The sequence below is a fragment of the Streptococcus sp. GMD5S genome (genome assembly GCF_000298715.2).
Taxonomy (GTDB): Bacteria; Bacillota; Bacilli; order Lactobacillales; family Streptococcaceae; genus Streptococcus.
On record NZ_AJRG02000013.1, the window covers coordinates 29,944 to 52,399 of the forward strand.

32 protein-coding genes and 1 pseudogene are annotated in these 22,456 nt (G+C 39.6%); 4 read left to right on the plus strand and 29 right to left on the minus strand.

Annotated features, from left to right (window positions below; translation table 11 throughout):
• Positions 1-16: 16 nt before the first annotated feature.
• The 12 genes from GMD5S_RS0206965 to rgg all read right to left on the minus strand — a co-directional run bounded on the left by GMD5S_RS0206965 (position 17) and on the right by rgg (position 9,212).
• Positions 17-958, minus strand: coding sequence for a YitT family protein (locus tag GMD5S_RS0206965; protein ID WP_000806269.1), 942 nt, complete (start codon positions 956-958; stop codon positions 17-19).
• On the minus strand, positions 936-2,699 hold the full coding sequence (gene aspS / locus GMD5S_RS0206970) for an aspartate--tRNA ligase (protein ID WP_000830911.1): 1,764 nt from the start codon (positions 2,697-2,699) through the stop codon (positions 936-938). The genes GMD5S_RS0206965 and aspS overlap by 23 nt, the downstream gene beginning before the upstream one ends.
• Positions 2,700-2,850: 151 nt before the next feature.
• The gene (locus tag GMD5S_RS0206975) at positions 2,851-3,069 is read right to left on the minus strand and encodes a hypothetical protein (RefSeq protein WP_000832176.1); all 219 of its coding nucleotides are present in this window, start codon (positions 3,067-3,069) and stop codon (positions 2,851-2,853) included.
• Positions 3,070-3,086: 17 nt separating this feature from the next.
• Positions 3,087-3,728, minus strand: coding sequence for a CPBP family intramembrane glutamic endopeptidase (locus GMD5S_RS0206980; RefSeq protein ID WP_000771224.1), 642 nt, complete (start codon positions 3,726-3,728; stop codon positions 3,087-3,089).
• A gap of 9 nt (positions 3,729-3,737) precedes the next feature.
• Positions 3,738-4,472, minus strand: a complete 735-nt coding sequence (locus tag GMD5S_RS0206985; protein WP_000730197.1) for a DUF3169 family protein — start codon at positions 4,470-4,472, stop codon at positions 3,738-3,740.
• Positions 4,473-4,485: 13 nt separating this feature from the next.
• Complete coding sequence (locus tag GMD5S_RS0206990) at positions 4,486-4,836, minus strand: PspC domain-containing protein (RefSeq protein ID WP_000657658.1); 351 nt, start codon at positions 4,834-4,836, stop codon at positions 4,486-4,488.
• 2 nt (positions 4,837-4,838) lie between these two features.
• Complete coding sequence (locus GMD5S_RS0206995; RefSeq protein WP_001046134.1) at positions 4,839-5,036, minus strand: hypothetical protein; 198 nt, start codon at positions 5,034-5,036, stop codon at positions 4,839-4,841.
• A complete protein-coding gene (locus GMD5S_RS0207000) occupies positions 5,023-5,211 on the minus strand; it encodes a hypothetical protein (protein WP_001046120.1) in 189 nt (62 codons plus the stop codon). The genes GMD5S_RS0206995 and GMD5S_RS0207000 overlap by 14 nt, the downstream gene beginning before the upstream one ends.
• On the minus strand, positions 5,211-5,414 hold the full coding sequence (locus tag GMD5S_RS0207005) for a helix-turn-helix transcriptional regulator (RefSeq protein WP_000916947.1): 204 nt from the start codon (positions 5,412-5,414) through the stop codon (positions 5,211-5,213). Before GMD5S_RS0207005 ends, GMD5S_RS0207000 begins: the two co-directional genes overlap by 1 nt.
• 143 nt (positions 5,415-5,557) lie before the next feature.
• Positions 5,558-6,838, minus strand: coding sequence for a histidine--tRNA ligase (gene hisS, locus GMD5S_RS0207010; RefSeq protein ID WP_000775841.1), 1,281 nt, complete (start codon positions 6,836-6,838; stop codon positions 5,558-5,560).
• A 77-nt stretch (positions 6,839-6,915) separates the two neighbouring features.
• The gene (locus tag GMD5S_RS0207015) at positions 6,916-8,163 is read right to left on the minus strand and encodes a hypothetical protein (RefSeq protein WP_000770638.1); all 1,248 of its coding nucleotides are present in this window, start codon (positions 8,161-8,163) and stop codon (positions 6,916-6,918) included.
• 197 nt (positions 8,164-8,360) lie between these two features.
• The gene (gene rgg / locus GMD5S_RS0207020; RefSeq protein WP_000434958.1) at positions 8,361-9,212 is read right to left on the minus strand and encodes a quorum-sensing system transcriptional regulator Rgg; all 852 of its coding nucleotides are present in this window, start codon (positions 9,210-9,212) and stop codon (positions 8,361-8,363) included.
• Between the two features lie 123 nt (positions 9,213-9,335).
• On the opposite strand from rgg, the gene GMD5S_RS0207025 reads away from it, so the two are divergent.
• The gene (locus GMD5S_RS0207025; RefSeq protein ID WP_001204052.1) at positions 9,336-9,677 is read left to right on the plus strand and encodes a metal-sulfur cluster assembly factor; all 342 of its coding nucleotides are present in this window, start codon (positions 9,336-9,338) and stop codon (positions 9,675-9,677) included.
• A gap of 174 nt (positions 9,678-9,851) precedes the next feature.
• Here the strand turns inward: GMD5S_RS0207025 and ilvD are convergent, their stop codons facing one another.
• Positions 9,852-11,555 carry a dihydroxy-acid dehydratase gene (gene ilvD / locus GMD5S_RS0207030; protein ID WP_000137380.1) on the minus strand — a complete coding sequence of 568 codons (1,704 nt, stop codon included), beginning with the start codon at positions 11,553-11,555 and terminating at the stop codon, positions 9,852-9,854.
• Between the two features lie 220 nt (positions 11,556-11,775).
• Here ilvD and rpmF point away from each other — a divergent pair, with 220 nt between their 5' ends.
• Entirely contained in the window at positions 11,776-11,958 is a 183-nt protein-coding gene (rpmF, locus tag GMD5S_RS0207035; RefSeq protein WP_000290417.1) for a 50S ribosomal protein L32, read from the plus strand.
• Positions 11,959-11,973: 15 nt separating this feature from the next.
• Positions 11,974-12,123, plus strand: coding sequence for a 50S ribosomal protein L33 (gene rpmG / locus GMD5S_RS0207040; RefSeq protein WP_001265622.1), 150 nt, complete (start codon positions 11,974-11,976; stop codon positions 12,121-12,123).
• A 448-nt stretch (positions 12,124-12,571) separates the two neighbouring features.
• Here rpmG and GMD5S_RS0207045 read toward each other — a convergent pair whose 3' ends face one another.
• The 6 genes and pseudogenes from GMD5S_RS0207045 to GMD5S_RS0207065 form a co-directional block, all read right to left on the minus strand.
• Positions 12,572-13,621 carry a DUF389 domain-containing protein gene (locus GMD5S_RS0207045; RefSeq protein WP_000126416.1) on the minus strand — a complete coding sequence of 350 codons (1,050 nt, stop codon included), beginning with the start codon at positions 13,619-13,621 and terminating at the stop codon, positions 12,572-12,574.
• Complete coding sequence (locus tag GMD5S_RS0207050; RefSeq protein ID WP_001253404.1) at positions 13,618-13,941, minus strand: potassium channel family protein; 324 nt, start codon at positions 13,939-13,941, stop codon at positions 13,618-13,620. Before GMD5S_RS0207050 ends, GMD5S_RS0207045 begins: the two co-directional genes overlap by 4 nt.
• Before the next feature lie 13 nt (positions 13,942-13,954).
• Complete coding sequence (locus tag GMD5S_RS0207055) at positions 13,955-14,296, minus strand: hypothetical protein (RefSeq protein WP_000397556.1); 342 nt, start codon at positions 14,294-14,296, stop codon at positions 13,955-13,957.
• A pseudogene (locus GMD5S_RS10580) lies at positions 14,278-14,523 on the minus strand (TMEM175 family protein); the annotation flags it as partial. The gene GMD5S_RS0207055 and the pseudogene GMD5S_RS10580, both read right to left, overlap by 19 nt.
• Before the next feature lie 398 nt (positions 14,524-14,921).
• Positions 14,922-15,260 carry a Cd(II)/Zn(II)-sensing metalloregulatory transcriptional regulator CadX gene (cadX, locus tag GMD5S_RS0207060; RefSeq protein WP_000711083.1) on the minus strand — a complete coding sequence of 113 codons (339 nt, stop codon included), beginning with the start codon at positions 15,258-15,260 and terminating at the stop codon, positions 14,922-14,924.
• Positions 15,261-15,271: 11 nt separating this feature from the next.
• A complete protein-coding gene (locus GMD5S_RS0207065) occupies positions 15,272-15,886 on the minus strand; it encodes a CadD family cadmium resistance transporter (RefSeq protein WP_000250556.1) in 615 nt (204 codons plus the stop codon).
• Positions 15,887-15,914: 28 nt separating this feature from the next.
• On the opposite strand from GMD5S_RS0207065, the gene GMD5S_RS10885 reads away from it, so the two are divergent.
• Complete coding sequence (locus GMD5S_RS10885) at positions 15,915-16,100, plus strand: hypothetical protein (protein WP_009013804.1); 186 nt, start codon at positions 15,915-15,917, stop codon at positions 16,098-16,100.
• Positions 16,101-16,386: 286 nt separating this feature from the next.
• Here GMD5S_RS10885 and GMD5S_RS0207070 read toward each other — a convergent pair whose 3' ends face one another.
• The 10 genes from GMD5S_RS0207070 to GMD5S_RS0207115 all read right to left on the minus strand — a co-directional run.
• Positions 16,387-16,599, minus strand: a complete 213-nt coding sequence (locus GMD5S_RS0207070; RefSeq protein ID WP_000710706.1) for a hypothetical protein — start codon at positions 16,597-16,599, stop codon at positions 16,387-16,389.
• A gap of 66 nt (positions 16,600-16,665) precedes the next feature.
• Complete coding sequence (locus tag GMD5S_RS0207075; protein ID WP_000177340.1) at positions 16,666-16,857, minus strand: hypothetical protein; 192 nt, start codon at positions 16,855-16,857, stop codon at positions 16,666-16,668.
• A complete protein-coding gene (locus GMD5S_RS0207080; RefSeq protein WP_000542381.1) occupies positions 16,858-17,145 on the minus strand; it encodes a hypothetical protein in 288 nt (95 codons plus the stop codon).
• A gap of 113 nt (positions 17,146-17,258) precedes the next feature.
• Positions 17,259-17,486 (minus strand): hypothetical protein, encoded by a 228-nt coding sequence (locus GMD5S_RS0207085; RefSeq protein WP_009013763.1) that lies wholly within the window; start codon positions 17,484-17,486, stop codon positions 17,259-17,261.
• 72 nt (positions 17,487-17,558) lie between these two features.
• Positions 17,559-17,774 carry a hypothetical protein gene (locus GMD5S_RS0207090; protein ID WP_000043341.1) on the minus strand — a complete coding sequence of 72 codons (216 nt, stop codon included), beginning with the start codon at positions 17,772-17,774 and terminating at the stop codon, positions 17,559-17,561.
• Between the two features lie 75 nt (positions 17,775-17,849).
• Positions 17,850-18,032: a hypothetical protein gene (locus tag GMD5S_RS0207095; RefSeq protein ID WP_000780387.1), complete on the minus strand. Its 183-nt coding sequence runs from the start codon at positions 18,030-18,032 to the stop codon at positions 17,850-17,852.
• A gap of 617 nt (positions 18,033-18,649) precedes the next feature.
• On the minus strand, positions 18,650-19,261 hold the full coding sequence (rpsD, locus tag GMD5S_RS0207100) for a 30S ribosomal protein S4 (protein ID WP_000092756.1): 612 nt from the start codon (positions 19,259-19,261) through the stop codon (positions 18,650-18,652).
• Positions 19,262-19,462: 201 nt separating this feature from the next.
• Positions 19,463-20,497, minus strand: a complete 1,035-nt coding sequence (locus tag GMD5S_RS0207105) for a sensor histidine kinase (protein ID WP_000769392.1) — start codon at positions 20,495-20,497, stop codon at positions 19,463-19,465.
• Positions 20,494-21,192: a response regulator transcription factor gene (locus GMD5S_RS0207110; protein ID WP_000751228.1), complete on the minus strand. Its 699-nt coding sequence runs from the start codon at positions 21,190-21,192 to the stop codon at positions 20,494-20,496. Before GMD5S_RS0207110 ends, GMD5S_RS0207105 begins: the two co-directional genes overlap by 4 nt.
• A gap of 80 nt (positions 21,193-21,272) precedes the next feature.
• Positions 21,273-22,456 (minus strand): SSURE domain-containing protein (locus GMD5S_RS0207115; protein ID WP_016893822.1); only part of this gene is annotated, 1,184 nt, incomplete at its 5' end.

Consider the following 22,456-nt stretch of genomic DNA (forward strand, 5'->3'; position numbering starts at 1 on the left):
GGTCTTTTGAGTATTATTAATTGTCTGTTTCTACGAATCGTCCTAGGATGTGGACATTTTCTGATACAGAGACAAAGGCTGTCGGATCAACCTGTTTCATGATGTGTTTAAAATCATTAAACTCTGCTCGTGTGATAACCGTAATCAAGACTGCTTTTCTCTCATGATTATAGGTTCCTTCTGCATCGTGGATCATAGTTGCTCCGCGGTGCAATTTTTTATGGATTTTTGCAATTACTTTATCAGGATTATTGGTCACAATCATGGCCTGCATGCGTTTTTGCTTGGTAAAGACCGCGTCTGTCACACGACTGGAGACAAATATGGTAATCATGGAGTAGAGAGCGTATTTCCAACCAAAGGTCAAACCTGCTATCAGCATAATCGTCCCATTCACTAAGAAAGAAATACTACCGACATTTTTCCCTGTTTTCTTGCGAATGGTCAGGCTGACAATATCTGTACCTCCACTGGAAATATTATTGCGTAAAGCAAAGCCGATCCCCAAGCCCATGACAACACCCCCAAAGAGAGCATTGATAATGGGATCCTCTGTCAAGGTCACAACTGGCACAAGCTGGATAAAGAGGGAACTCATGGATACTGTGATAAAGGTAAAGATTGTAAACTTATGCCCAATCTGATACCAAGCCAAAATCATCAACGGAAAATTGATAGCATAAAAGGTTAGCGATATCGGAATGTAAAAACCAAACCAGTGATTACTCAAAGCAGAGATAATCTGTGCCAGACCCGTCGCACCACTGGAGTAAACGTGCCCTGGTTGAAAAAAGAAATTGACTGCTACCGCTGACAAAAAGCCATAAACCAGAGAGGCCGATACTTTCTCATCATATTTTTCTCGAGAGATACTTTGTAAAACTCGTAAGATTTTTATCTGATAAGCAAAGCGGCGCAGATAATAGCGGCACCGCTTAATTTGTTTTGCTTGTTTCATCTTCTTCTACTTGTAAGCTGAGTTCCTCTAGTTGTTTGAGAGCGACTGTTGATGGAGCTTGTGTCATTGGGTCGGTTGCCTTGTTGTTCTTAGGAAAGGCAATGACTTCACGGATATTTTCTTCTCCTGCTAAGAGCATCACAAAACGGTCAAGTCCGATCGCCAAACCACCGTGTGGTGGGAAACCATAGTCCATGGCTTCAAGAAGGAAACCAAACTGGTCATTTGCTTCTTCAGCCGAGAAACCAAGAGCCTTAAACATGCGTTCTTGAAGGTCTTTTTGGTTGATACGAAGGCTACCACCACCAAGCTCATAACCGTTCAAGACGATATCGTAAGCAATGGCACGAACCTTAGCCAAATCACCTTCTAATTCGTGAGCTGTTTCTTCCTGTGGAAGGGTAAATGGATGGTGGGCGCTCATGTAGCGGTCTTCTTCTTCAGACCATTCAAACATTGGCCAATCAACCACCCAAAGGAAGTTGAACTTATCGTTATCAATCAAGCCAAGCTCTTTGGCAATACGTCCACGAAGGGCACCTAGTGTTGCATTCGCCACTTCAAGCGTATCCGCCACAAAGAGAACCAAATCCTTATCTTCAAGACCAAGTGCTGCAGTCAAGTCTGCTTGGATCCCAGTCAAGAACTTGGCAACTGGTCCGTTTAATTCTCCATCCACAACCTTGACCCAAGCAAGACCTTTAGCACCGTACTGTTTAGCTACTTCGGTCATCTTGTCAATGTCTTTACGTGAGTAGTTGTCTGCAGCTCCTTTGACTACAATGGCTTTAACAGCAGGCGCTTCTGAGAAGACTTTAAAATCAACACCCTTGACAACTTCTGTCAAGTCCTGAAGCAACATGTCAAAACGGGTATCAGGCTTGTCAGAACCGTAAAGAGCCATCGCATCATCGTATTTCATACGAGGAAATGGAAGCGTCACGTCGATGCCTTTTGTTTCTTTCATCACGCGCGCAATCAATCCTTCTGTAATATCTTGGATCTCCTGCTCCGTAAGGAAGGATGTTTCCAAGTCGACCTGGGTGAACTCAGGCTGACGGTCACCACGCAAGTCCTCATCACGGAAACATTTAACGATTTGGTAGTAACGGTCAAATCCAGCATTCATCAAGAGTTGCTTAGTGATTTGTGGACTTTGAGGAAGAGCGTAGAAATGCCCTTTATTGACACGAGATGGCACCAAATAGTCACGCGCCCCTTCTGGCGTTGATTTAGAAAGGAATGGCGTCTCCACATCGATAAACTCCAACTCATCCAAGTAATTACGGATAGAGTGAGTCACCTTAGCACGAAGCTTAAGGTTTTCTAGCATTTCTGGACGACGAAGGTCAAGGTAACGGTAACGCAAACGTGTATCGTCATTGGCCTCAATCCCATCTTTAATCTCAAAAGGTGTTGTTTTAGCTGTATTCAGCACTGCCAGAGCTGTCACATTCAACTCAACTGCACCCGTTGGCAACTTATCATTGGCTTGCTCACGTGCAGCAACTTGTCCAGTGACCTCAATGACAAATTCGCTACGAAGGCTTTCAGCTGTTGCCATAACCTCTGCAGATACTTTTTCAGGGTTGATAACCAACTGCATGATTCCTTCACGGTCACGAAGGTCGATAAAGATTAAACCACCAAGGTCACGACGACGGCCAACCCATCCTTTCAAGGTCATTTCTTGTCCGATGTGTTCCTCACGAACACGACCAGCATACATACTACGTTTCATGTTTTCTCTCCTCTTTTATTCTGTTACTATTTTACCATAAAAGCGCAGGCTCTTCATGAAAATCAGCAGAAAAGTTTGATTGTCTTTAGAAATCAAAACGAACAGACAAAAAATCCGATGAAAACGTCATCGGATTCTCTGCTTATGATTCTTAACCTTTTTTACGCTTTTCAGCAATCTCAGCTGCCTTTTTAGGTAGAACAATCTCCGTCGCATAAGCCGAAGCAAAACGCAAGACACCTGCAATAGGCGCAAAGACAACTGCTAGATAGTTGTAAAAGAAATCGCCTTTAAAGGCATAGGCAAGTGCCCCGATGATAAAGAAGAGAACGACCGCCTGTATCACTGCTAATAAAATTACTCGTTTCATGTGACCTCCTGACTCTATTATAGCATGAGTATCATCAAAAAGCCGATTAAATTATTCAAAGCGTGGAGAGAAATACTATAAAGAAGACCTTTTCGGCTTACATAAGCCAGACCCAAACTTAATCCCAGACTAGCATAAACTAAAAACTGTTGCAAAGTCCCTGGAAAATGAATCAAGGCAAAAAGCACACTTGATACGAGGAGAAACAGAGCTGTCTGTTTGCTGTTGTTCTGCTTAGGAAAGAGATAGCGCGCCAGCATCCCTCTAAAGATGAGTTCTTCCGTCAGAGGAGCAAAGACTACCACCATAAAGAAACCAAATACAGGCTGAGCAACTGTCAATTGTGATACGATTTGTTGATTGACTGACGGATCTTCTGGCAAAAAGAACTGGGCTGTAATCGCCACTAGCAAAACCAGAGTAGGCAACCAGATATAACGATTAAAAGCTGTCGTCTGGATGCTAACCTTTTCTGTCTGATACCATCTGTAAACTCCATAAACATAGGCCCCTGATAGGACGACATAAAGTGGTAAGACTCCAAAGATTGAAGCCCCTAGTCCAAGAGCTGACAGCGCCGTACTCTGAACCAGACCATAGCCAAAGAAAAAGGATAGAACAGCTAGAAGAAACCAGCCAAGATTTTTAAGTAATTTCATAAAAGACTCCTATTTGAAATAACGTTTTACCATAGGTAATTGCATCACATTGATATAAATATGGATCGCTCCTACAAGCAAGAAGGCTAGTAACTGAATCTCTCCTGTCAGTAAGGAAAAGAGAACGATTAGAAAATAGAGAGCTGGCAAGACATACTGGTTTAATTGGAATAAAATTCGAAAACTTTGTTCCAAATTAGCCTTGCGCTCCCCTTCATCGTAGGAGTTTATATAGTCCAAGACATCTTTTGGTGTAGAGAAGAATTCCAAATCAAACTGACGAACGATCGCAATGGTCTTATAGAGATATTTTTGAGCACTGAAAATCATCACTAATGCCAAAAAAGAAAGAGATAAGGTTATATAGCTGATATTTAGTACAATTACTTCACTACCTGAGATGAAAAGAGCCAAAAAAATCGCTACGCCTGCACTATTAAAAGCAATAGTTCCAAACTCGAGATTACGATACATTTGTACATAATAGGTTTCATTCAGATCATCATCCATTTCCTCTTGATACAAGGAGTGAAATTTTCTGCTTTTCTTTAAGAAATCGAAAGTCAAAAACATACTAATGAAACCTAACAGTAAACAAATAGATGATATCCATGGAGTCACGGTTTTGACATCTAAAATGGTTCCGTAGTTTTCGGTATAGGCCTTAAACATCTCTGCAAACATGCCCAAGAAGCCTCCCAAGATCAAAGCCATTAAAAATAACAATCCACGTTTCTTTTTCATATTCATCCTCTTTCTAAACTAATCCAACCAACCACTGACCAAAGTCCTTACCTGACTCAAAGATAGCGGTCAAGCCTTCTGTTCCAAGTGACACCAAAATCAAACAAACAGCAAGTAAGAGAATAGCTTGGTTTCTAGCTTTTTTTGCTCCATCCCCCAAGGGTTCATTGCCAAGCCAACCTGCTAGATAGGCATAGAGAGTTACTGTTATAATACCAATCTCCGTAGAAGAGAGAAACAAGAAGACTGTCACCAAACGAACGATATTGGCTTGAATGTTAAAATAATTTCCTAAACCTGCACAAACACCCGCAAGTTCTTTGTGCTCAGTATCGACTTGAAAACCCGCTAAAAACTCTTTCATATTCATTCTCCTTTTTCACTTGCTAGATTTTTGAATTTCTTTTCAATCCAGTCAACTACTGGGATGAGAGCAAAGTAGGTCCAAACAAATTGGTCGCTTTGATATGGATTAAACCAGCCTAGGTCCATCCCAATCAGTAGAAATACGCTGACTAATAGAGCTATGGCAACTACATAATAGATTACTTTATACTTGTTCATCATTTTTCTCCTTTTTCTTCAACCGATTGAAAATGGACAAGAGGACTAAATTAATCCAAAACAAATACTTACTTTCAACAAAATAGAACCAACCCAGTAATGTTCCAATCATAGCAAAAGCATTCACAATAAAGGCAAAAACACTCATATAATAAATCACTTTATACTTGTTCATCACTCGTCCTCCTCTATCCGAAATACCGACTCGACTGGTTCATTGAATATCTGCGAAATCTTCAGGGCGATCACAATGGACGGGGTGTATTCGTCCCGTTCTAGTAGGCTAATGGTCTGTCTGGACACGCCAGCTAGTTTGGCCAGCTCTGTTTGATTGAGACCATCGCGAGCCCGAAGCTCTTTTAAACGATTTTTAAGCATTCCTTTCTCCTTCACTCTTAACTTGCTTACATTGTAACACATCTTTTTCTTTTTGACAACTATATTTGTCAAAAAGTTTATGATTTTTGTCATTTTGCAAAAGAAAACGGTCAGGAGTAAGGTCCTGACCAGTTTTTCTACTATTAAAAGCCTAATTTTTCAAAGATGTCTGAGAAGTTTTGGCTGATGGTCTCAAGGGATACTTGAACTTCTTCTCGTGTTTGGTTGTTCTTAACCGTCACTTGTCTGCTTTCGACTTCGCTCTCTCCTAGCGTGATGAGGGTCTTAGCCGCAAAGACATCGGCTGACTTGAACTGAGCTTTGAGCTTTCGGTTGAGGTAGTCACGTTCTGCTTTGAATCCTTGTTGGCGAAGGGCTTGTACCAATTCCAAGGCCTTGACATTTGCTTCTTCACCCAAGACTGCGATATAGACATCTAGGGCATTTTCGATAGGGAGGGTTACACCTTGCTTTTCAAGGATGAGAAGCAGGCGCTCTACACCAAGTCCAAAACCAAATCCAGCAGTTTCAGGACCACCAAAGTAGGCAACCAAGCCATCGTAGCGACCTCCTGCACAGACGGTCAATTCATTGCCCTCGATTTCAGTGATGAATTCAAAAATCGTGTGGTTGTAGTAGTCCAGACCACGCACCATATTGGTATCGATGATATAGTCTACACCCAGATTTTCCAACATCTGACGCACAGCATCAAAGTGAGTTTGGCTTTCTTCATCAAGGAAGTCCAAGATAGACGGCGCATTCTCTACTGCCACCTTGTCATCTTTTTCCTTAGAGTCCAAGACACGGAGAGGATTTTCCTCCAAACGACGTTGGCTATCCTTCGACAGGGTCTCCTTGAGTGGTGTCAAATAGTCGATCAAGGCCTGACGATAAGCCGCACGGCTCTCAGGATTTCCGAGAGTGTTGAGGTGTAATTTGACACCTTGGATGCCGATTTCTTTCAAGAAATGAGCTGCCATAGCGATGGTTTCCACATCGGTAGCTGGATTGCTAGAGCCAAAACACTCAACACCAATCTGGTGAAATTGGCGTAAACGCCCTGCCTGTGGACGCTCATAACGGAACATAGGGCCCATGTAATAGAACTTACTTGGCTTTTGCACTTCTGGTGCGAAGAGTTTATTTTCCACATAGGAACGGACAACGGGCGCAGTTCCTTCTGGACGGAGGGTGATATGGCGGTCACCCTTGTCATAGAAGTCGTACATTTCCTTGGTTACGATATCAGTCGTGTCCCCGACAGAACGACTGATGACCTCGTAGTGTTCAAAAATAGGCGTGCGCACTTCCGCATAGTTATAGCGCTTGAAAATTTCACGAGCAAAGCCCTCAACGTACTGCCACTTGGCAGACTCAGCAGGTAAAATATCCTGCGTTCCTTTTGGTTTTTGTAATTTCATTGGGAATCCTCTTTAAACTTAATAGTCTTATTTTACCATAAATAGAGGGATTAAAACAGTATGAATAAAATTAGGATTCAAATATCATTTTTGAGATTAATAACTGTCAAAAGAATAGCCAGCAAGGAAAGACCAACAAATAGCATCCAAGTCAACTGTATATTCCATACAGCTATAAGTGAAAAACAAGCTGTTCCCACAGGTATGGATAAGGTAAACAATAAACCTAAAAAATTACTGGTACGAGCTAGAACATCTGGAGCTAGATTTTTCATGAGCATGGCACTAATCTTTGGTTGAACTTTACCAGACACATACAGAGTTAAAAATAGAAATAGCAAACCAAGCACGACTTGATTGAATACATTAGCTAGACCAATTAGACTGAGTCCTACGGTCGCCCACATCATCAATCTAGGCAAAGACTGCTTCCCAAAATAATCATTGCCCGTAAGGCTACTGATGATGATTGCTACTAAAACACAGAATTGATTGATAAATAGTGCCTCTGTGTAAGAAAAATTCAAGAGAGAATGGCTCAAAAAGAAGATGTTATAGATGCTTCCTAAAGCCCCACCCAAGGCATTAATAAGCAAGACAGCAAAGATCATGAAACCAAAGTTTTTCTGTCCACCTTTAAGAAAAACGAGACGTAAATTTCGGTAAATTGTTAGGAACTGGTCTTTGATAGAAAGCTTCTCATTTTTTAGTTTTTTACCATCAGCAGATGACATTGACAGACTCAATTTGCTTTTTCCTAAAAAGAGAATAAAGGCTGATACTAGGAAAAAGCAGGCATTGATTCCCGCAACAAGGGAAAAATTGTTGACCGATAGACCTAAGAGCCAAACTCCAAAAGCTTGACCACCAATAGCTGAAATATAGGTGATAAACTGGGAAAAAGAATAAGCTTCCATCAGATCCCCTTCAGCTACTTTTTCCTTAACGAGGGGCATGCGCAAACCACCAGCAAAATCACTGATCACATCACTGATGACATTGATCAAACACAGGCTAGAAAAGGCAAAGAGACTAGCTTGCTGAACAACTAGGGCTGCCAGAAAAAATAAAACCGCCTGAAACAAACCGCTATAGACCATCCATTTGACCTTGTCCCTTGTGTAATCTGCCCGAATCCCTACAAAAACTGTAAAGAGAGTCGGAAGAATCATGACAATATTCGCCATAGCAACAGCAAAAGAGGCTTGTGGCAAGGTCGATGCATAAACGATAAATACCAGGTTAAAAATCGAAGCACCAAAGGCATTGAAGAAGCGCGACAAAGTCAAGAGTCGATAAGCTTGATTTCTAAACAATAGTTTCATAGGTGATCTCCCTTCTTGTTATAATCCCTATATGAAGTATGACTATAGTATAGCACTTAGAAATTGAAAGGGAAAACTTTTGAATATATGCAACACACAAAATGAGCAAAGAAACGATAGAACTTTTGTAACGACCTGAGAGTAGTCAAAAGTTCTATCGCTTAAATTTTCAAATTATTTTCTTAGTTTGCAGATATTCAACAATCGGTTGTATTTCTGTAGTATTCAGCAGATTTGTTACAACCAAGCATCTCAAAAATATGGACAGCATCTTCCATCTTTTTCTGACCTTCCTTGACTCTACCCTGCTTGCTATCAAGAAGACCTTCAGCCCACAAATAGACAATTCGGAAATAGGTCTCATTTTCCTTGTAGAAATGCTCTTTGATGACACGTTTAAAATAAGAGGCATTGGTAAATTCTTCACACTCAATGCTGGCTAAAAAACCATTCAATAGCATAGTATGAAAAAGGTTTCGATTACTAGACATTTCCATTAGAAAATCGGATTTGCGGACCATTTCTCGTACATATCTAGTAAAAAGAGAAACAGACAAGAACGGAGAACTGACTGAGAACAAATTGAGTTCATAGATTCCCCAAATCTCAGTAGAAAACAAGTAGTCATGAAGGACTTTCCCTTCCTCTGCCGTTAACTCAACCGTTTCATCCATACTCTTCATATAAGACTTGATAATGATGGCATTTAGAATATGTTTCTGTTTGTTTTGAGAATGGGCATGCTTTTGATACTCCTTGCGATATAAGTCCTCAAGAGGTGCTATATTCTTTAAATCCAAAACATCTGTGATTTCTTTTCTCAACTCCGAATCTGTATCATACTGAAAACCTCTCGCCAGAAAGAGGATTTCCTCTACACTAGCAGATATATTTTCTAGGGCAAATAGAAACTTTTCCACCGAAAGCTCACTCTGACCTGTTTCAAATCGGGACAACATGGACGGCGAAAATTGTCCCCCAGTTGCTTGTCTCAGCGAGATATTTCTTGACTCTCGTAATTGTCTAAAGACTTTTCCAATCTGCTCCATAGACTTCCCCTTGATTCCATATTTTCTTCATTTTATCATATTTTTCAGAAAATTCATCAAAAACTTGCCAAATTGTCAGAATTATGAGAAAATAGAGGATATTTATCAGGTGGAGGGACTGTTATGAGAGACGATATCAAAATCAATGACCGCGCTTTGGCTTTACAAGACCAAATTATCGAAAAACTAGAGAAGGTTTTTGATACAGATGTGGAATTGGATGTGTACAATCTGGGCTTAATTTATGAAATCAATCTGGATGAAACAGGTCTCTGTAAGATTGTCATGACCTTCACCGATACTGCCTGTGATTGCGCCGAAAGCCTGCCTATCGAAATCGTCGCAGGTCTGAAACAAATCGAGGGTATCGAAGATGTCAAGGTTGAAGTTACCTGGTCGCCTGCTTGGAAGATCACACGAATCAGTCGCTACGGCCGTATTGCCCTTGGACTGCCACCTCGTTAATACTCTTCAAAAATCTCTTCAAACCACGTCAGCTTTATCTCCAACCCCAAAGCTGTGCTTTGAGCAACCTGCGCCTAGCTTTCTAGTTTGCTCTTTGATTTTTATTGAGTATAAGCAGGCAAATCACTTTTGAAGATGAAAAGAAGCAAGCCGAAAATGGCTTGCTTTTTAAGTTTATTTTTTACCTGACTTGTCCATATTCCAGAAGTCTGTCACGGCTCCGCGTGAAGCAGATGATACGATATGGGCATATTTACCGAGAACACCACGGCTGTAAAGAGGTGGCAATGTTGTTTCTGCCTTGCGTTTTTCAAGTTCTTCTTCTGATACGGCCATGGAAATTTCTTTGGTATCTTGGTCAACCGTAACGATATCACCTGTACGGAGGTAAGCAATCGGTCCACCATCCTGAGCTTCAGGAGCGATATGTCCGACAACCAGACCATAAGTACCACCAGAGAAGCGTCCATCCGTCAAGAGGGCAACCTTGTCTCCTTGACCTTTACCAACGATCATGGATGAAAGGGATAGCATCTCAGGCATACCAGGACCACCCTTAGGCCCAACGAAACGGACAACAACTACATCGCCATCAACGATTTCATCTGTCAGAACAGCCTGGATAGCATCTTCTTCTGAGTCAAAGACCTTAGCTGGTCCAACGTGGCGACGCACTTTCACACCTGATACTTTAGCAACCGCACCATCAGGGGCAAGGTTCCCATTCAAGATGATAAGCGGACCGTCTGCACGTTTTGGATTTTCAAGTGGCATAATGACTTTTTGGCCTGGTGTAAGGTCTGCAAAGTCAGCCAAGTTTTCAGCGACTGTCTTACCAGTACATGTGATGCGGTCGCCATGAAGGAAACCATTTGCCAAGAGGTATTTCATAACCGCAGGGACACCACCGACTTCGTAGAGGTCTTGAAAGACATACTGACCAGATGGTTTCAAGTCAGCCAAGTGAGGCACGCGCTCTTGGATCGTATTGAAGTCCTCAAGTGACAAGTCAACATTAGCCGCATGGGCAATGGCAAGCAAGTGAAGAGTGGCATTTGTAGAACCACCGAGAGCCATAGTTACAGTGATGGCATCTTCAAAAGCTTCACGAGTCAAGATATCTGATGGTTTGAGACCAAGCTCCAGCATCTTGACAACAGCACGTCCTGCTGCTTCGATATCTTCTTTCTTGTCAGCTGATTCAGCTGGATGAGATGAAGATCCTGGCAAACTCATACCGAGAACTTCGATAGCAGTTGCCATGGTATTAGCTGTATACATACCACCACAGCCACCAGGGCCAGGGCAGGCATTACATTCGAGACGTTTCACGTCCTCAGCTGTCATGTCACCATGGTTCCATTTTCCGATACCCTCAAAGACAGAAACCAAGTCAATGTCTTTGCCATCAAGATTTCCCGGTGCAATAGTACCACCATAGGCGAAAATAGCTGGAATATCCATATTGGCAATGGCAATCATAGAACCAGGCATGTTCTTGTCACAGCCACCGATAGCGACAAAGGCATCCACGTTGTGACCACCCATCGCAGCCTCAATAGAGTCCGCGATGATGTCACGAGATGTTAGAGAGAAACGCATACCAGGCGTTCCCATGGCGATCCCGTCTGCTACGGTAATGGTTCCAAACTGAACAGGCCAAGCGCCCGCAGATTTGACACCTTCTTTAGCCAATTTCCCAAAATCATGCAAGTGAATGTTACATGGTGTATTTTCCGCCCAAGTTGAAATCACTCCCACAATCGGTGTTTCAAAGTCCTTATCTGTCATTCCAGTGGCACGAAGCATGGCACGGTTTGGTGATTTCACCATACTGTCATAAACGCTACTGCGGTGACGTGTATCTAATTCTGTCATTTGTTCCCTCCCATTTCAGTTTTTACCATTATAGCACAATTTCCGCATGAAGAACAGAATAAAATTCTTGAATTTTCAGAAAATTTCGATTACTAGCTTCTAATTTTTTTATCTTTTTTTGTCAAGTAACTTTACTTTACAAAAAAAATGTGTTATCCTAGTATGGTTGATGAAAATCACTAGATTGAATCGAATTTAAATACCTAAAGGAGAAAAGAAAATGGCAGTACCTGCACGTCGCACCTCAAAAGCGAAGAAAAACAAACGTCGTACACACTACAAAGTAACAGCTCCATCTGTAAACTTTGACGAAACTACTGGAGATTACTCACGTTCTCACCGCGTATCACTTAAAGGATACTACAAAGGACGTAAAATCGCTAAAGCTGCATCAGCTGAATAATAGAAGGGAGATACCATGCGCGTAAATATCACACTTGAACACAAAGAATCTGGTGAACGCTTGTACCTTACTTCTAAAAACAAACGTAACACTCCAGACCGTCTTCAATTGAAGAAATACTCACCAAAACTTCGCAAGCACGTAGTGTTTACAGAAGTTAAGTAGGGGTTCAATACGAATCAATACATAAGAAAAACGCTGATTTAAAGCGTTTTTTCTTTTTGCCAAATGCGATATATTGCACTGTATTTCAATCCAAACTCTACCTTTTTCTCTACCTTTTTTCTTAAGACCTGGTTTGGAAAGTATGAATTTCAGTTGGACTAAAAACAGCGTAATATCAAGACTTTTCTCCGCTTTTATAAAAGCGTTTTTCCAATCAAATTCAACTAATTTTATCTAAATGGTGTGGATTTTACCCCCAAAATTACAGAGAATGGAGCTGATAAACACTAAACGTTCACACCATTAGTTAAATGATTTTTTTCATCATTTTTCTTAGATGATAGAACTTCTAATTTATTTCTTATTCAAGCAAAAACAACCTGCTATAAGTAAGAAAGAGGAAGATACAAGAAAAACACGGCGTAAAAACCGATTCAGTTCATTGTCCTCAATCCTTGTCTGCTTCATTTTCTTTTACGAGATCGTTTTGTGAATCTTTTTCAGAGAGTTTTTGATCAATATACTTGTCAATGTTTTCATAAAATTCCTTGGTCGCTTCACTATCTAATGTTGGCGAGTTCTGAACTTGATTCACTTTCAATTGAACAGATTGAATACCGTAAGAGGCTTGTTTTTGGTGGAGTGTTTCTAATTCTTCTTCTGAAATCGGATCTCCAACAACCGTCAAGACCAATTCATTGTTACTTGACTTGTAGACTTGATTAATAACCGTATAATTGGCGAACTCTTTTCCTACAAACTGTTTGATCCCTTCTTTGCGCGCTTGTTCTATTGTCAGAGTAACTGCCGAATAGCTAGCTGGAAGAATCAACAATACAATCAAAGAAATCAAGCCAATTCTCATTTTAATGCTCAGCTCTTTAAATGAAGTTAAAGGAGATTTTCTCATCAAAATTCTTGTTCCAACAATGTTGGCTAGCATGATAAAGACACAGTTGATCAAGAAAAGATAGAGAGCCCCCAATAAAAATCGTACATTCCCATTAGCTAAACCATAGCCAGCAGTACAGATAGGCGGCATCAAAGCTGTAGCAATGGCTACTCCTGGCACGATATTGTTTGCTTCTTTTTTCCTTGAACCGATCACACCAGCAATCCCACCAGCAATAGCAATGAGAACATCCCAAATGGTTGGAGAGGTTCGTGCGATCAACTCGCTACTTGCATAAGACAAGGGAGAAATCCAGAAATACAGAGTCGAGACAAGCAAACTGACCAACACTTGAGTCAATAAAACCTCTAGAGATTGCTTGATTAAACGCGTATCAAAAATAGCTAAACCGAATCCCAGTCCAACAATCGGTGTCATGAGAGGTGAAATTAACATGGCTCCAATAATAACAGCTGTTGAATTCATATTTAGACCGATAGAGGCAATAAAAATTGCACACATCAAAATCGCTGTATCTCTCAATCGAACATGAAGGTCATCGTATAATTTCTCACGGTATTCCCGTGTTGAATAATTGGCAGTCATTTGTCCTCTCCTCTTTCCTTATTTAAATCGGTATAATAATTAATAATAACAGCTGATAAACAGCCAAAAAATATGAGCCCATAAATCGTCAAGAAGACACTGGTAATCCTTCCAATCAAGGTCACAGCTAGGAGATCCCCGTAGCCGACAGTCGTCGAAGTCACAAAAGCATACCAAAGACCGTCTCCGTAATTTGTGATAGCAGGTTCAACTAGGAAAAGCACGCCTCCTGACCCAAAAACAAAGGTCACAAAACTCAGAGCAAACCGAGTAAAACCCGTAACCTGTATAATATGCCATAACATTTTTAAACGTCTCATTTGTTCTCCTTATTCATACTAGCTCCTGACCGAGCCGTTTTTTCCAATAATCAAAGTGAAGATAGGACATGATCTCCATCAGAGAAAGATAGACAAACTGATAGATCTGATTTAAGCTGATTATCAACTGATATTGTTTGAAAAATGACTGGAAGAAAGACCAGATATGACTGTCTTGAATCAGTCCCTTCTTAACATCAGACAGGATATTAGCTAAAGCTCCCAAGGACTGAAACGGTAAATCCTTGACATTTATATAGATCCGGTCCACCACATCATTCAGACTGGTATCTTGGATGGCATGAAATTCTCCAAAGAGAACTCCTGCCGCTCCAAGAGTAGAAACAAATTCCACCAAATAATTTCTGAGGAAATTTTCTCAACCTTTTCCCATAATGTGTTTAGTGCCATCCATAACGATCCCAACCAGAAAAAGGAAAGAAAATAAGCAAAGAAATTTTGCCGTAAATCCCAAAAAGCTTGAAGACTTGGTGTCGTTGGTTTTTCTAACTCTAAAATCAAAATGGTCATAATAATTGCTAGAACAGCATCTGTCAATGCAATTAATCTATCTTTCTTCATCAGATTACGTTGCCTTTCATTTTGTAGTATTCTATCTCATCGTATAATATTTATTAATCTTAAATATTGGATAGTCACTTCATATTTTGAGTACAAACAAGATACACTAAAAAGCATGTATCTGTCATATTTTATTTAACTTTAGAAATATTCATCCATCTAATCAATAAATATATCATATTTCACAATAAATGACTACTATCAAAGATACATTTTCTTTCAGATTTCTCCCTTTTAAACTTGGCTAACTTGACCTGCATTACCTAGGTCGCTTTGCTTTAAATTATACTTTTTTCTTAAAGATTTGCTACGAGTAGTCTTTCATGTGAGTAATTTTTATCAAAAAATTTCATAGATAAGTCCTATATATAATCATGATAAAGTAGTAAAAATAGTTGTTATCCTAGTTGATTAAAAAAGTCTTTGATTTCCTCATCTTTTATAAAATAATATATAATTTTCCCCTCTCTTCTAGTATCCAAGATGTTTTGATTGGCTAGTTTACGAAGATGGTGGGAGGCAGATGCCATACTGAGATTTAGTAAACAGGCTATATCACAGACACAGAGTTCTTCAACAGCAAGGAGATAAAAGATGATATTTATCTGTTTATTATCGGTAAACTTTGATAAAATACGAAGTGATTTTTGGACTTTTTCCTTTTCAAGGTAGTTCGTTGCGGTTGTAACATTTTGCTGATTTATAATATTCACTTGGCAGATACTATCTTTTTTCATAATTTTTTCTCCTAGCCGAACACAGTCCTTAGCATGTTAAAGCTGTTGTTTTCAATCAGGATATACATCCCCAGTCCTAAATAAACAACGGCAATAAACCATCTGCTATATTTTTCCAAAGTTTCTCCAACAGAAGGGACTTGTGCCAATTTTTGGGCAGAAAAAACCAAGAGATAAATCATGACTAGAAAGGTAAGTAAAGCCACTATCAAATTCGCTAAATTTAAGGTAATAAAATATGGGACAAAAACACCAATATTGTCAGCACCACAACTTGCAAAAGTAATCATAGCGACTAGAAAAATCAGGTTTTTATTATCTTTGCGCAAACCATCTTTTGCAATAGCTTCTCCATCAGAATCTCCTAAAAGCAAAACTTTGAGTCCTAGGAAAATTGGAATCAAACCGAGCAAACCTAAAATCTCTTTACTAGGAATATAATTTAAGACAAATGCAAAAAGTAAACTTAGCAATATTAGACTAACAGAGCCTAGAAATTGTCCTAAATAGATGTTAATGATGTCTTTTCTGCTTTTTCTTTTGGCAAAAAATAACATTAGGATAATAAGTAAGTCTACGGCTGTCCCAGAATACAGGATTATTGAAGTAACAACATTTTGAACCATAAAGCACCTCATTCAAATATATTTTTGAATGTATTTTAACATTAAACTTTGTAGATGTCAACTTCAGCTCCATCAAAATATAGATAAGAAGGTAGTGTCCCAAACATTAAAAAGCCCTGCCATCGAAATGATAGCAGGGCTTAACTTCAATATCCAGATGATATATTTATCTAAAAAAGGTAGAGTAAAAGGTAGAGTTTTTATTGATTTGTAGTGCGATATAATGAGTTTCCAAAAATCAAAAATCGCTTAAAATCAATATTTTGACATCTATTGACGTGTACTGAAACCCTTACTTAACCTCTGTAAGGATATAATTACGGTACCAGTATATCATAAATAATAACAAAATCTTGACTTTCCGAAAAATAAGTATTTTCCGGAAAAATATCGAAATTAAATCAAAACTAAAAATATCTCATACATTTGAACTGCACCCCAAAAGTTAGACAGAAAAAATCTAACTTTTGGGGTGCAGTTCATCAAAGGTGCTTTTCATTTTAAAAAACTTGTGGAAAAACTTCATCCCATATATCTACTAAGCTTTTCCCGTCAAATACTTTAGCTTCCATAGCTTCATCAATTGTATCAAACTGCTGACCTTCATAATCATAACCAACTACACATATACTCGATAAAAAGCAAGCACCTCGGCTATTATAATTAAATTCAAGATCTTTGTCTAAATATTTTTTAATTTCATCCTTTTTCATATAGGACCATCCCAACTAAAACAATCTCAACAAACAAGATTTTTTCCTTAGATTCTATTCCCACTACTAGCTTTCTATGATGCTGACGATTTCATCTTCAAAATATTCATAAAGAGTTCCATCAACATCTACCAGCAAGGAGTCAATCTCCTCGTCATTGTCAGAGGCGTCACAATAGTCTTCTACAAATCCTCTAACTACCGCGCCATTTTTTAACGTGATAATTACATCTGTACGGTTAAATTTCCAGAGTGTCATTTAAATATTCCTTTCAATATTGGCTAATTGCTTTGCTTTTTCGTAGTAAGGTGTTAAGAAATCGATAAAACCTTGTTTGTCGCTTGGATCATGTTCCTCTAAAAATATCATCAACTCAAAGTCATTGAGAGCGTCAAACATTTCAGAGTTTTCATTATCCCAAGCCTCGGAAAATTCCGCATCTTCTCCAAAAAGAGCGTTAAACGTAAAGGAAAAATCCCAAAAATTATCAATCTGACCACTGACTGTTTGCTGGAGCATGTCTAATACTTGTTGACTATAACCCATTACCCTTCCCCTCCTAATAAGAACGTTGTAGCATATTGAGCTACGTTCCAAAAATTTAACAGACAAAATCTAATTTTTGGGGTGCAGTTCATTCATCAAAGATGATTTTTATTTTAATAATACTGCACTTCAATTCCATCCATAATTTCTACTAAAGTGTTATCGTCAATTTTTAGAGAAATCAGATCAATGAATGATGATACCTGGTATTCCTTATCTCCAATCACCACTACAATATCATGAACAGAATTAGGAAAAATCCCACATACTTGACCATTATAATCAAAAGAGGCATCCCAACCATTGTCATATAACTCTTGTAAATCATCTAATATTGCCATATAAACTAAATCCTTTTCCATAGTGTTTTCTTTCAAATAAGGCAGGTAAAAGCACCTAGATTGTTCTAAGTCCTATGAGATTGTTTTAATCGAGACAATCTCACTCTCAAAGAGAGAAATTTCAGTAGCTTCATCTGGACTAGGATTAGCAATGAGAATAGTGATTTCATCTTGCTCATCATTGTCCATTTCGTCAACAAAGTCTATGACACGTCCCTTGATTATCTTATCGCAATTAGTGACTATCTGAACCCTTGATCGAAGATACTTCCAAAGCTGTTTACTCATTTATTTTCCTCTCTGCTATTTTTTCGATAGTTCTTATACTTTTTATAGTTAGTCGATAAAATCGCCTAGGTTGAACTAAGCACTAATAATTTTGATTTTCTTGATAATATCTTCAGGATATGAGCGATCACCTATAACTATTTCGTCAGGACCATCTAAATCATAACCGTCAAACCAATCAACCACCCTACCCTTGATGGAGGTCCCATCTTCTAAAATAAGGCGAACATTTTTATCAACATATTCCCATAATTTCATTAAGTTCCTTCTCTCTAACATCGGAACAATATGACCCAATATTAGTTATTTACTAATGGCTTTTAGTTCCTGTTAAAAGCATTATAGCACACCTTACTTGCTAAAGTACAACAAGCACCCCATTAGACTAACCTGCTACTTTGCTTTCTTGTAAAAATGTTGTATACTTAAGTAAATAAAGGAAGTAATCTTGTTCCCCCCTGTCTACTATGTGGTCGGAATGATGGTTACTTCTTTTTTCCCCCTTACTATCTCAATAGCCTTGTATTTAAAAGTTTTTTAGGCTATAATTAAATTAACGAATAGAGGTTTTCCATCTCCCCTTGAAACAGATCTTTCTGCGGTAGGAGGTGGGACGCCTCTATTTGTTTTTTAAGTCAAAATGATGTAAAATTAATTCAAGAAAGAAGTGTGGTTTTCCCGCCTAAAAGCTCTATAGCTGTGGGAGGGTCACGCTTCTTTTTACCTCTCAAAAGAGAACGCAAAAAAAGCCGTCTCATTCTTTGAAGCAGCAATGAAATCAATCTAGCAAATATCTAAGCAAACCCAGAAATCAACCTTTTAAGACAAAGCAAAAAGCCCACTGTTGTAGGCTTTCTGTAAGATATTTCTTAAAATTAAAGCATCTTGTTGTAGAATTCAACGACAAGTGCTTCGTTGATTTCTGGGTTGATTTCGTCGCGTTCTGGCAAGCGAGTCAATGAACCTTCCAATTTTTCAGCATCGAATGATACGAATGCTGGACGTCCAAGAGTAGCTTCTACTGCTTCAAGGATTGCTGGAACTTTCAATGATTTTTCACGAACTGAGATTACTTGACCTGGAGTTACACGGTATGATGGGATATCAACGCGTTTTCCGTCAACAAGGATGTGACCGTGGTTTACGAATTGACGAGCTTGACGACGAGTAGTCGCAAGACCAAGACGGTAAACAACGTTATCCAAACGACGTTCCAAAAGAAGCATGAAGTTGAAACCTAGGATTCCGCCTTTGATTTTTGTAGCTTGTACGAACAAGTTACGGAATTGTTTTTCACCTACACCGTAAGTGAAACGAAGTTTTTGTTTTTCAGCCAATTGCAAACCGTATTCTGACAATTTAGAACGGTTGTTTGGTCCGTGTTGTCCTGGTACGTAGTTACGACGTGCCAATTCTTTACCTGTACCTGTAAGTGAAAGGCCAAGGCGACGAGCTTGTTTCCAAGATGGTCCTGTATAACGTGACATATGTATGTCCTCCTGATATAAATAATATTTGGCGGAAATAGTCACTTAGAAAGCCCTGATTCGTGCAGATGCCCTTCGCCTAAACAGCCAAGGTTACTTATCATAAGACACCTGTTGACGAGCTTCATGCTTTCCTGCTGCTATTTCACACAAAGGCTATTATACCATGAAAAGCTAGATATGTAAAGGGATTTTACAGCTTTATTTCAAATTGAGGCTGAATGTAAACTTGCTTCCTAAGCCATATTGACTTTCTGCTGTGATTTCGCCACCAAGCTGATGAGCTAGTTCTCGTGCAATCGCAAGACCTAAGCCATGTCCACCTGTCTTCATATTGCGCGAAGTTTCTACACGATAAAGTCGTTTAAAAATCTTTTCCAAATCTTCAGGAAGGATCCCCTGACCCTCGTCTTTCACACTGATTGTCAGCTCTTGTTCTGTTAATTGGGCAAGAACCTCGATTCTGGTTCCTGGTTCTGAATATTTAAAGGCATTGTTTAACAAATTGACTAGAATGCGAGAAAGTTTGTCAGAATGGCTCTTGATTTTCGCTGACTCAGGTGATACTTGAATGTAAACATCCCGCTCCTCTTGTTCAATCTGGAGTTGGAATTCACTCATTGACTCAATCAGCAGCTGGTCTAAAAAGACCTCTTCGACTTCTTCAGTATCAGTGTCTTGAGGTTGTGTATTGAGAGTCAAAACATCCAATTCCTCCACTAGCTTGTTTAGACGCTCAGTTTGCCGACCAATCGTGGCTAAGTAGTGGAGCCGCTCCTCTTCCTTAATCACCCCATCTAGAATTCCCTCCACAGTAACCTGAATAGAGGTAATGGGAGTTTTAATATCGTGAGAGAGCTGCGCAATCATCATTCTCTTTTCTTGCTCGCTCTCATCAAGTGATTGAAAGGTGGCTTGCAAATTGTGGGACATGTCATTAAAAGCCTGACCCAGCTCTTGAAATTCTAATGGTCCTTTGGTTTCGATTTCTGTGCTGAAATCCTTGCTTGCTATATCCTGAGCTTGTTTTTTCAAATGTTTCAGAGAAGAAAAAACAGGCGACAGAAGAAAGATACTCACTGCAGCGCCAATGAAACTAGCAATCAAGGTCATTCCAACTAGAAAGTAAACTTCACTTTTCTCGATCAACATTCGTTGGACTGCCCAGAAAACGACCAAAATCGTTAGTAGAGTCGACACTAGATACCCCACTAGAATATAGTTTTTTAATTTCATTTTCTACCTCTTGGTTTTTCCATCTTATAGCCCAAACCCCAGACAGTTTTGATAGCAGGAGCATTTGAATTTGTATACTTAGTCAACTCTTGCCTCAAAGCATGGATATGAACATTGAGTGTATTGGTATCATCCACATAGTCCTCTTGCCATACCTTCTCGTAAAGTTCCGTCTTTGAAAAGACTCTCTCGGGATTGCTAGCTAATATCCATAGAAGTTCAAAGGATTTTACTGTCAATTCCAAAGGTTGCTCCCCAATGCGAACCTCATGAGTCACATGGTTGATTACTAAGTCACCAAACTCAATCTGTTCTGTCTCTCTTCCACGGCTAAGGCGACGCAAGATATTATTCACTCTTAAAACCAATTCGCGTGGGCTAAAGGGCTTGACTATAAAATCATCTGCCCCCAAACTTAATCCATAAATCTTATCCTGTTCGCTTGTCTTAGCAGTTGTAAAGAGGAAGGGTTGATCCGGAGCGATATACTGAACTTCACTGATAAAATCATAACCATCCATATTGGGCATCATGATATCTGTGATAATGAGGTCGATAGATTTTTTTCTGAAAAGTTCTAATCCCTCCTTACCATCATGGGCGACCAAAACATCGTAACCTGCCTGTATAAGATAGCGGTTTTGAATATCTAGAATATCTATTTCATCATCAACCAGCAAAATTGTCTTTTTCATCTGACACTCCTTCGATAAAAACAGTGTTATACTTGCTTTAGTATAACACTATTTTCTCTAATGTTTAAGTGATTTGAATCTTAATCTTCTCGTTTGGTTGTCAAACCCAAAAGTCCAACAAGCCCTGCCAAGGCTAGACCAACGATACCAAGGCCAGCTGTAGCTGTTTTAGCTTCCCCAGTATTTGGTAGCATCGCTTTATCATCTTTTTTCATCATATTAGCCATTGGGCTAGAAGCTGGTTGATCGACCTTCATATCTGACATATGGTGATTTGTACCCATCATACCCTCAGTCGTACCTGTAGAGCCTGTTTCAGAAGGCTCCGTATTCATCTGACCTTGTTGAGATGGTATTGTCGCCATTTCTTTTCCACGAAGCTGAATCGTTACTTGACGAGTAGCAATCAGATTGGTCAAATCAGGTTTGCCATCTTTAGAACCATAGACTTTAACAGTAGCTAGGTATGTATGTGTTCCGTTAGCTCGAAGTTGATCCAGCAAGGCCTGACCATCTTTGCCAACCGTATTGCCATTCAAATCCACTTCGTAGAAATATTGGCCTTTAGCCAAGCCTTCAAGTGGCAATAGAGCAGGATTTTTAGCTGTTCCGTTGTCTGACCATGGGGCTTTGTCTGAAGCTTTTAACAAGAGGCGAGTCAACATACCATCTCCACCAAAAGCTTCGTATGGAATAACTTGGTTGACACCGGCCAAGAATGGACCCGGAACATTTGCTTTTTCAAGGTAGCTAGCTGGAACATCAATCATGTCTTTGACATTGTTAACAACAGAGTCTTTAACCTGATTTGGAGTGGTCAAACTATTCAAATTAACAGTCAAATCTTTAGTCGCTATGAGGTTAGTTAAGTCAGGCTTGCCATCTTTCGCACCGTACACCTTGATAGTAGCTTTATAGCTTTGTGTACCATTTTGTTTCAAGAGGTCAAGCAAGTCTTTGTCAGATTTGCCTTGGGTGCCAGCCAAGTCTACTTCGTAGAAGTAAAGACCTTTGCCCAATTTCTCTACTGGTGGGAGAGCTGGATTTTTAGCTGAGCCGTTGTCTGACCATGGGGCTTTATCTGAGGCTTTTAACAAGAGGCGAGTCAACATACCATCTCCACCAAAAGCTTCGTATGGAATGACTTGGTTGACACCGGCTGTAAATGGACCTGGGAAATTGGCTTTGTCAAGGTAGCTAGCTGGGACATCTACTGTATCTTTGGTATTGTCGGCCACACCTTTTTGGACTTCAGCTGGAGTGG

Excerpts from the sequence above, each read along its gene's own strand:
- GMD5S_RS0206965 (WP_000806269.1), bottom strand. The coding sequence starts at position 958 with ATGAAACAAGCAAAACAAATTAAGCGGTGCCGCTATTATCTGCGCCGC.
- aspS (WP_000830911.1), bottom strand. The coding sequence starts at position 2,699 with ATGAAACGTAGTATGTATGCTGGTCGTGTTCGTGAGGAACACATCGGA.
- GMD5S_RS0206975 (WP_000832176.1), bottom strand. The coding sequence starts at position 3,069 with ATGAAACGAGTAATTTTATTAGCAGTGATACAGGCGGTCGTTCTCTTC.
- GMD5S_RS0206980 (WP_000771224.1), bottom strand. The coding sequence starts at position 3,728 with ATGAAATTACTTAAAAATCTTGGCTGGTTTCTTCTAGCTGTTCTATCC.
- GMD5S_RS0206985 (WP_000730197.1), bottom strand. The coding sequence starts at position 4,472 with ATGAAAAAGAAACGTGGATTGTTATTTTTAATGGCTTTGATCTTGGGA.
- GMD5S_RS0206990 (WP_000657658.1), bottom strand. The coding sequence starts at position 4,836 with ATGAAAGAGTTTTTAGCGGGTTTTCAAGTCGATACTGAGCACAAAGAA.
- GMD5S_RS0206995 (WP_001046134.1), bottom strand. The coding sequence starts at position 5,036 with ATGAACAAGTATAAAGTAATCTATTATGTAGTTGCCATAGCTCTATTA.
- GMD5S_RS0207000 (WP_001046120.1), bottom strand. The coding sequence starts at position 5,211 with ATGAACAAGTATAAAGTGATTTATTATATGAGTGTTTTTGCCTTTATT.
- GMD5S_RS0207005 (WP_000916947.1), bottom strand. The coding sequence starts at position 5,414 with ATGCTTAAAAATCGTTTAAAAGAGCTTCGGGCTCGCGATGGTCTCAAT.
- hisS (WP_000775841.1), bottom strand. The coding sequence starts at position 6,838 with ATGAAATTACAAAAACCAAAAGGAACGCAGGATATTTTACCTGCTGAG.
- GMD5S_RS0207015 (WP_000770638.1), bottom strand. The coding sequence starts at position 8,163 with ATGAAACTATTGTTTAGAAATCAAGCTTATCGACTCTTGACTTTGTCG.
- rgg (WP_000434958.1), bottom strand. The coding sequence starts at position 9,212 with ATGGAGCAGATTGGAAAAGTCTTTAGACAATTACGAGAGTCAAGAAAT.
- GMD5S_RS0207025 (WP_001204052.1), top strand. The coding sequence starts at position 9,336 with ATGAGAGACGATATCAAAATCAATGACCGCGCTTTGGCTTTACAAGAC.
- ilvD (WP_000137380.1), bottom strand. The coding sequence starts at position 11,555 with ATGACAGAATTAGATACACGTCACCGCAGTAGCGTTTATGACAGTATG.
- rpmF (WP_000290417.1), top strand. The coding sequence starts at position 11,776 with ATGGCAGTACCTGCACGTCGCACCTCAAAAGCGAAGAAAAACAAACGT.
- rpmG (WP_001265622.1), top strand. The coding sequence starts at position 11,974 with ATGCGCGTAAATATCACACTTGAACACAAAGAATCTGGTGAACGCTTG.
- GMD5S_RS0207045 (WP_000126416.1), bottom strand. The coding sequence starts at position 13,621 with ATGACTGCCAATTATTCAACACGGGAATACCGTGAGAAATTATACGAT.
- GMD5S_RS0207050 (WP_001253404.1), bottom strand. The coding sequence starts at position 13,941 with ATGAGACGTTTAAAAATGTTATGGCATATTATACAGGTTACGGGTTTT.
- cadX (WP_000711083.1), bottom strand. The coding sequence starts at position 15,260 with ATGAAAAAAGATAGTATCTGCCAAGTGAATATTATAAATCAGCAAAAT.
- GMD5S_RS0207065 (WP_000250556.1), bottom strand. The coding sequence starts at position 15,886 with ATGGTTCAAAATGTTGTTACTTCAATAATCCTGTATTCTGGGACAGCC.
- GMD5S_RS10885 (WP_009013804.1), top strand. The coding sequence starts at position 15,915 with ATGTATTTTAACATTAAACTTTGTAGATGTCAACTTCAGCTCCATCAA.
- GMD5S_RS0207070 (WP_000710706.1), bottom strand. The coding sequence starts at position 16,599 with ATGAAAAAGGATGAAATTAAAAAATATTTAGACAAAGATCTTGAATTT.
- GMD5S_RS0207075 (WP_000177340.1), bottom strand. The coding sequence starts at position 16,857 with ATGACACTCTGGAAATTTAACCGTACAGATGTAATTATCACGTTAAAA.
- GMD5S_RS0207080 (WP_000542381.1), bottom strand. The coding sequence starts at position 17,145 with ATGGGTTATAGTCAACAAGTATTAGACATGCTCCAGCAAACAGTCAGT.
- GMD5S_RS0207085 (WP_009013763.1), bottom strand. The coding sequence starts at position 17,486 with ATGGCAATATTAGATGATTTACAAGAGTTATATGACAATGGTTGGGAT.
- GMD5S_RS0207090 (WP_000043341.1), bottom strand. The coding sequence starts at position 17,774 with ATGAGTAAACAGCTTTGGAAGTATCTTCGATCAAGGGTTCAGATAGTC.
- GMD5S_RS0207095 (WP_000780387.1), bottom strand. The coding sequence starts at position 18,032 with ATGAAATTATGGGAATATGTTGATAAAAATGTTCGCCTTATTTTAGAA.
- rpsD (WP_000092756.1), bottom strand. The coding sequence starts at position 19,261 with ATGTCACGTTATACAGGACCATCTTGGAAACAAGCTCGTCGCCTTGGC.
- GMD5S_RS0207105 (WP_000769392.1), bottom strand. The coding sequence starts at position 20,497 with ATGAAATTAAAAAACTATATTCTAGTGGGGTATCTAGTGTCGACTCTA.
- GMD5S_RS0207110 (WP_000751228.1), bottom strand. The coding sequence starts at position 21,192 with ATGAAAAAGACAATTTTGCTGGTTGATGATGAAATAGATATTCTAGAT.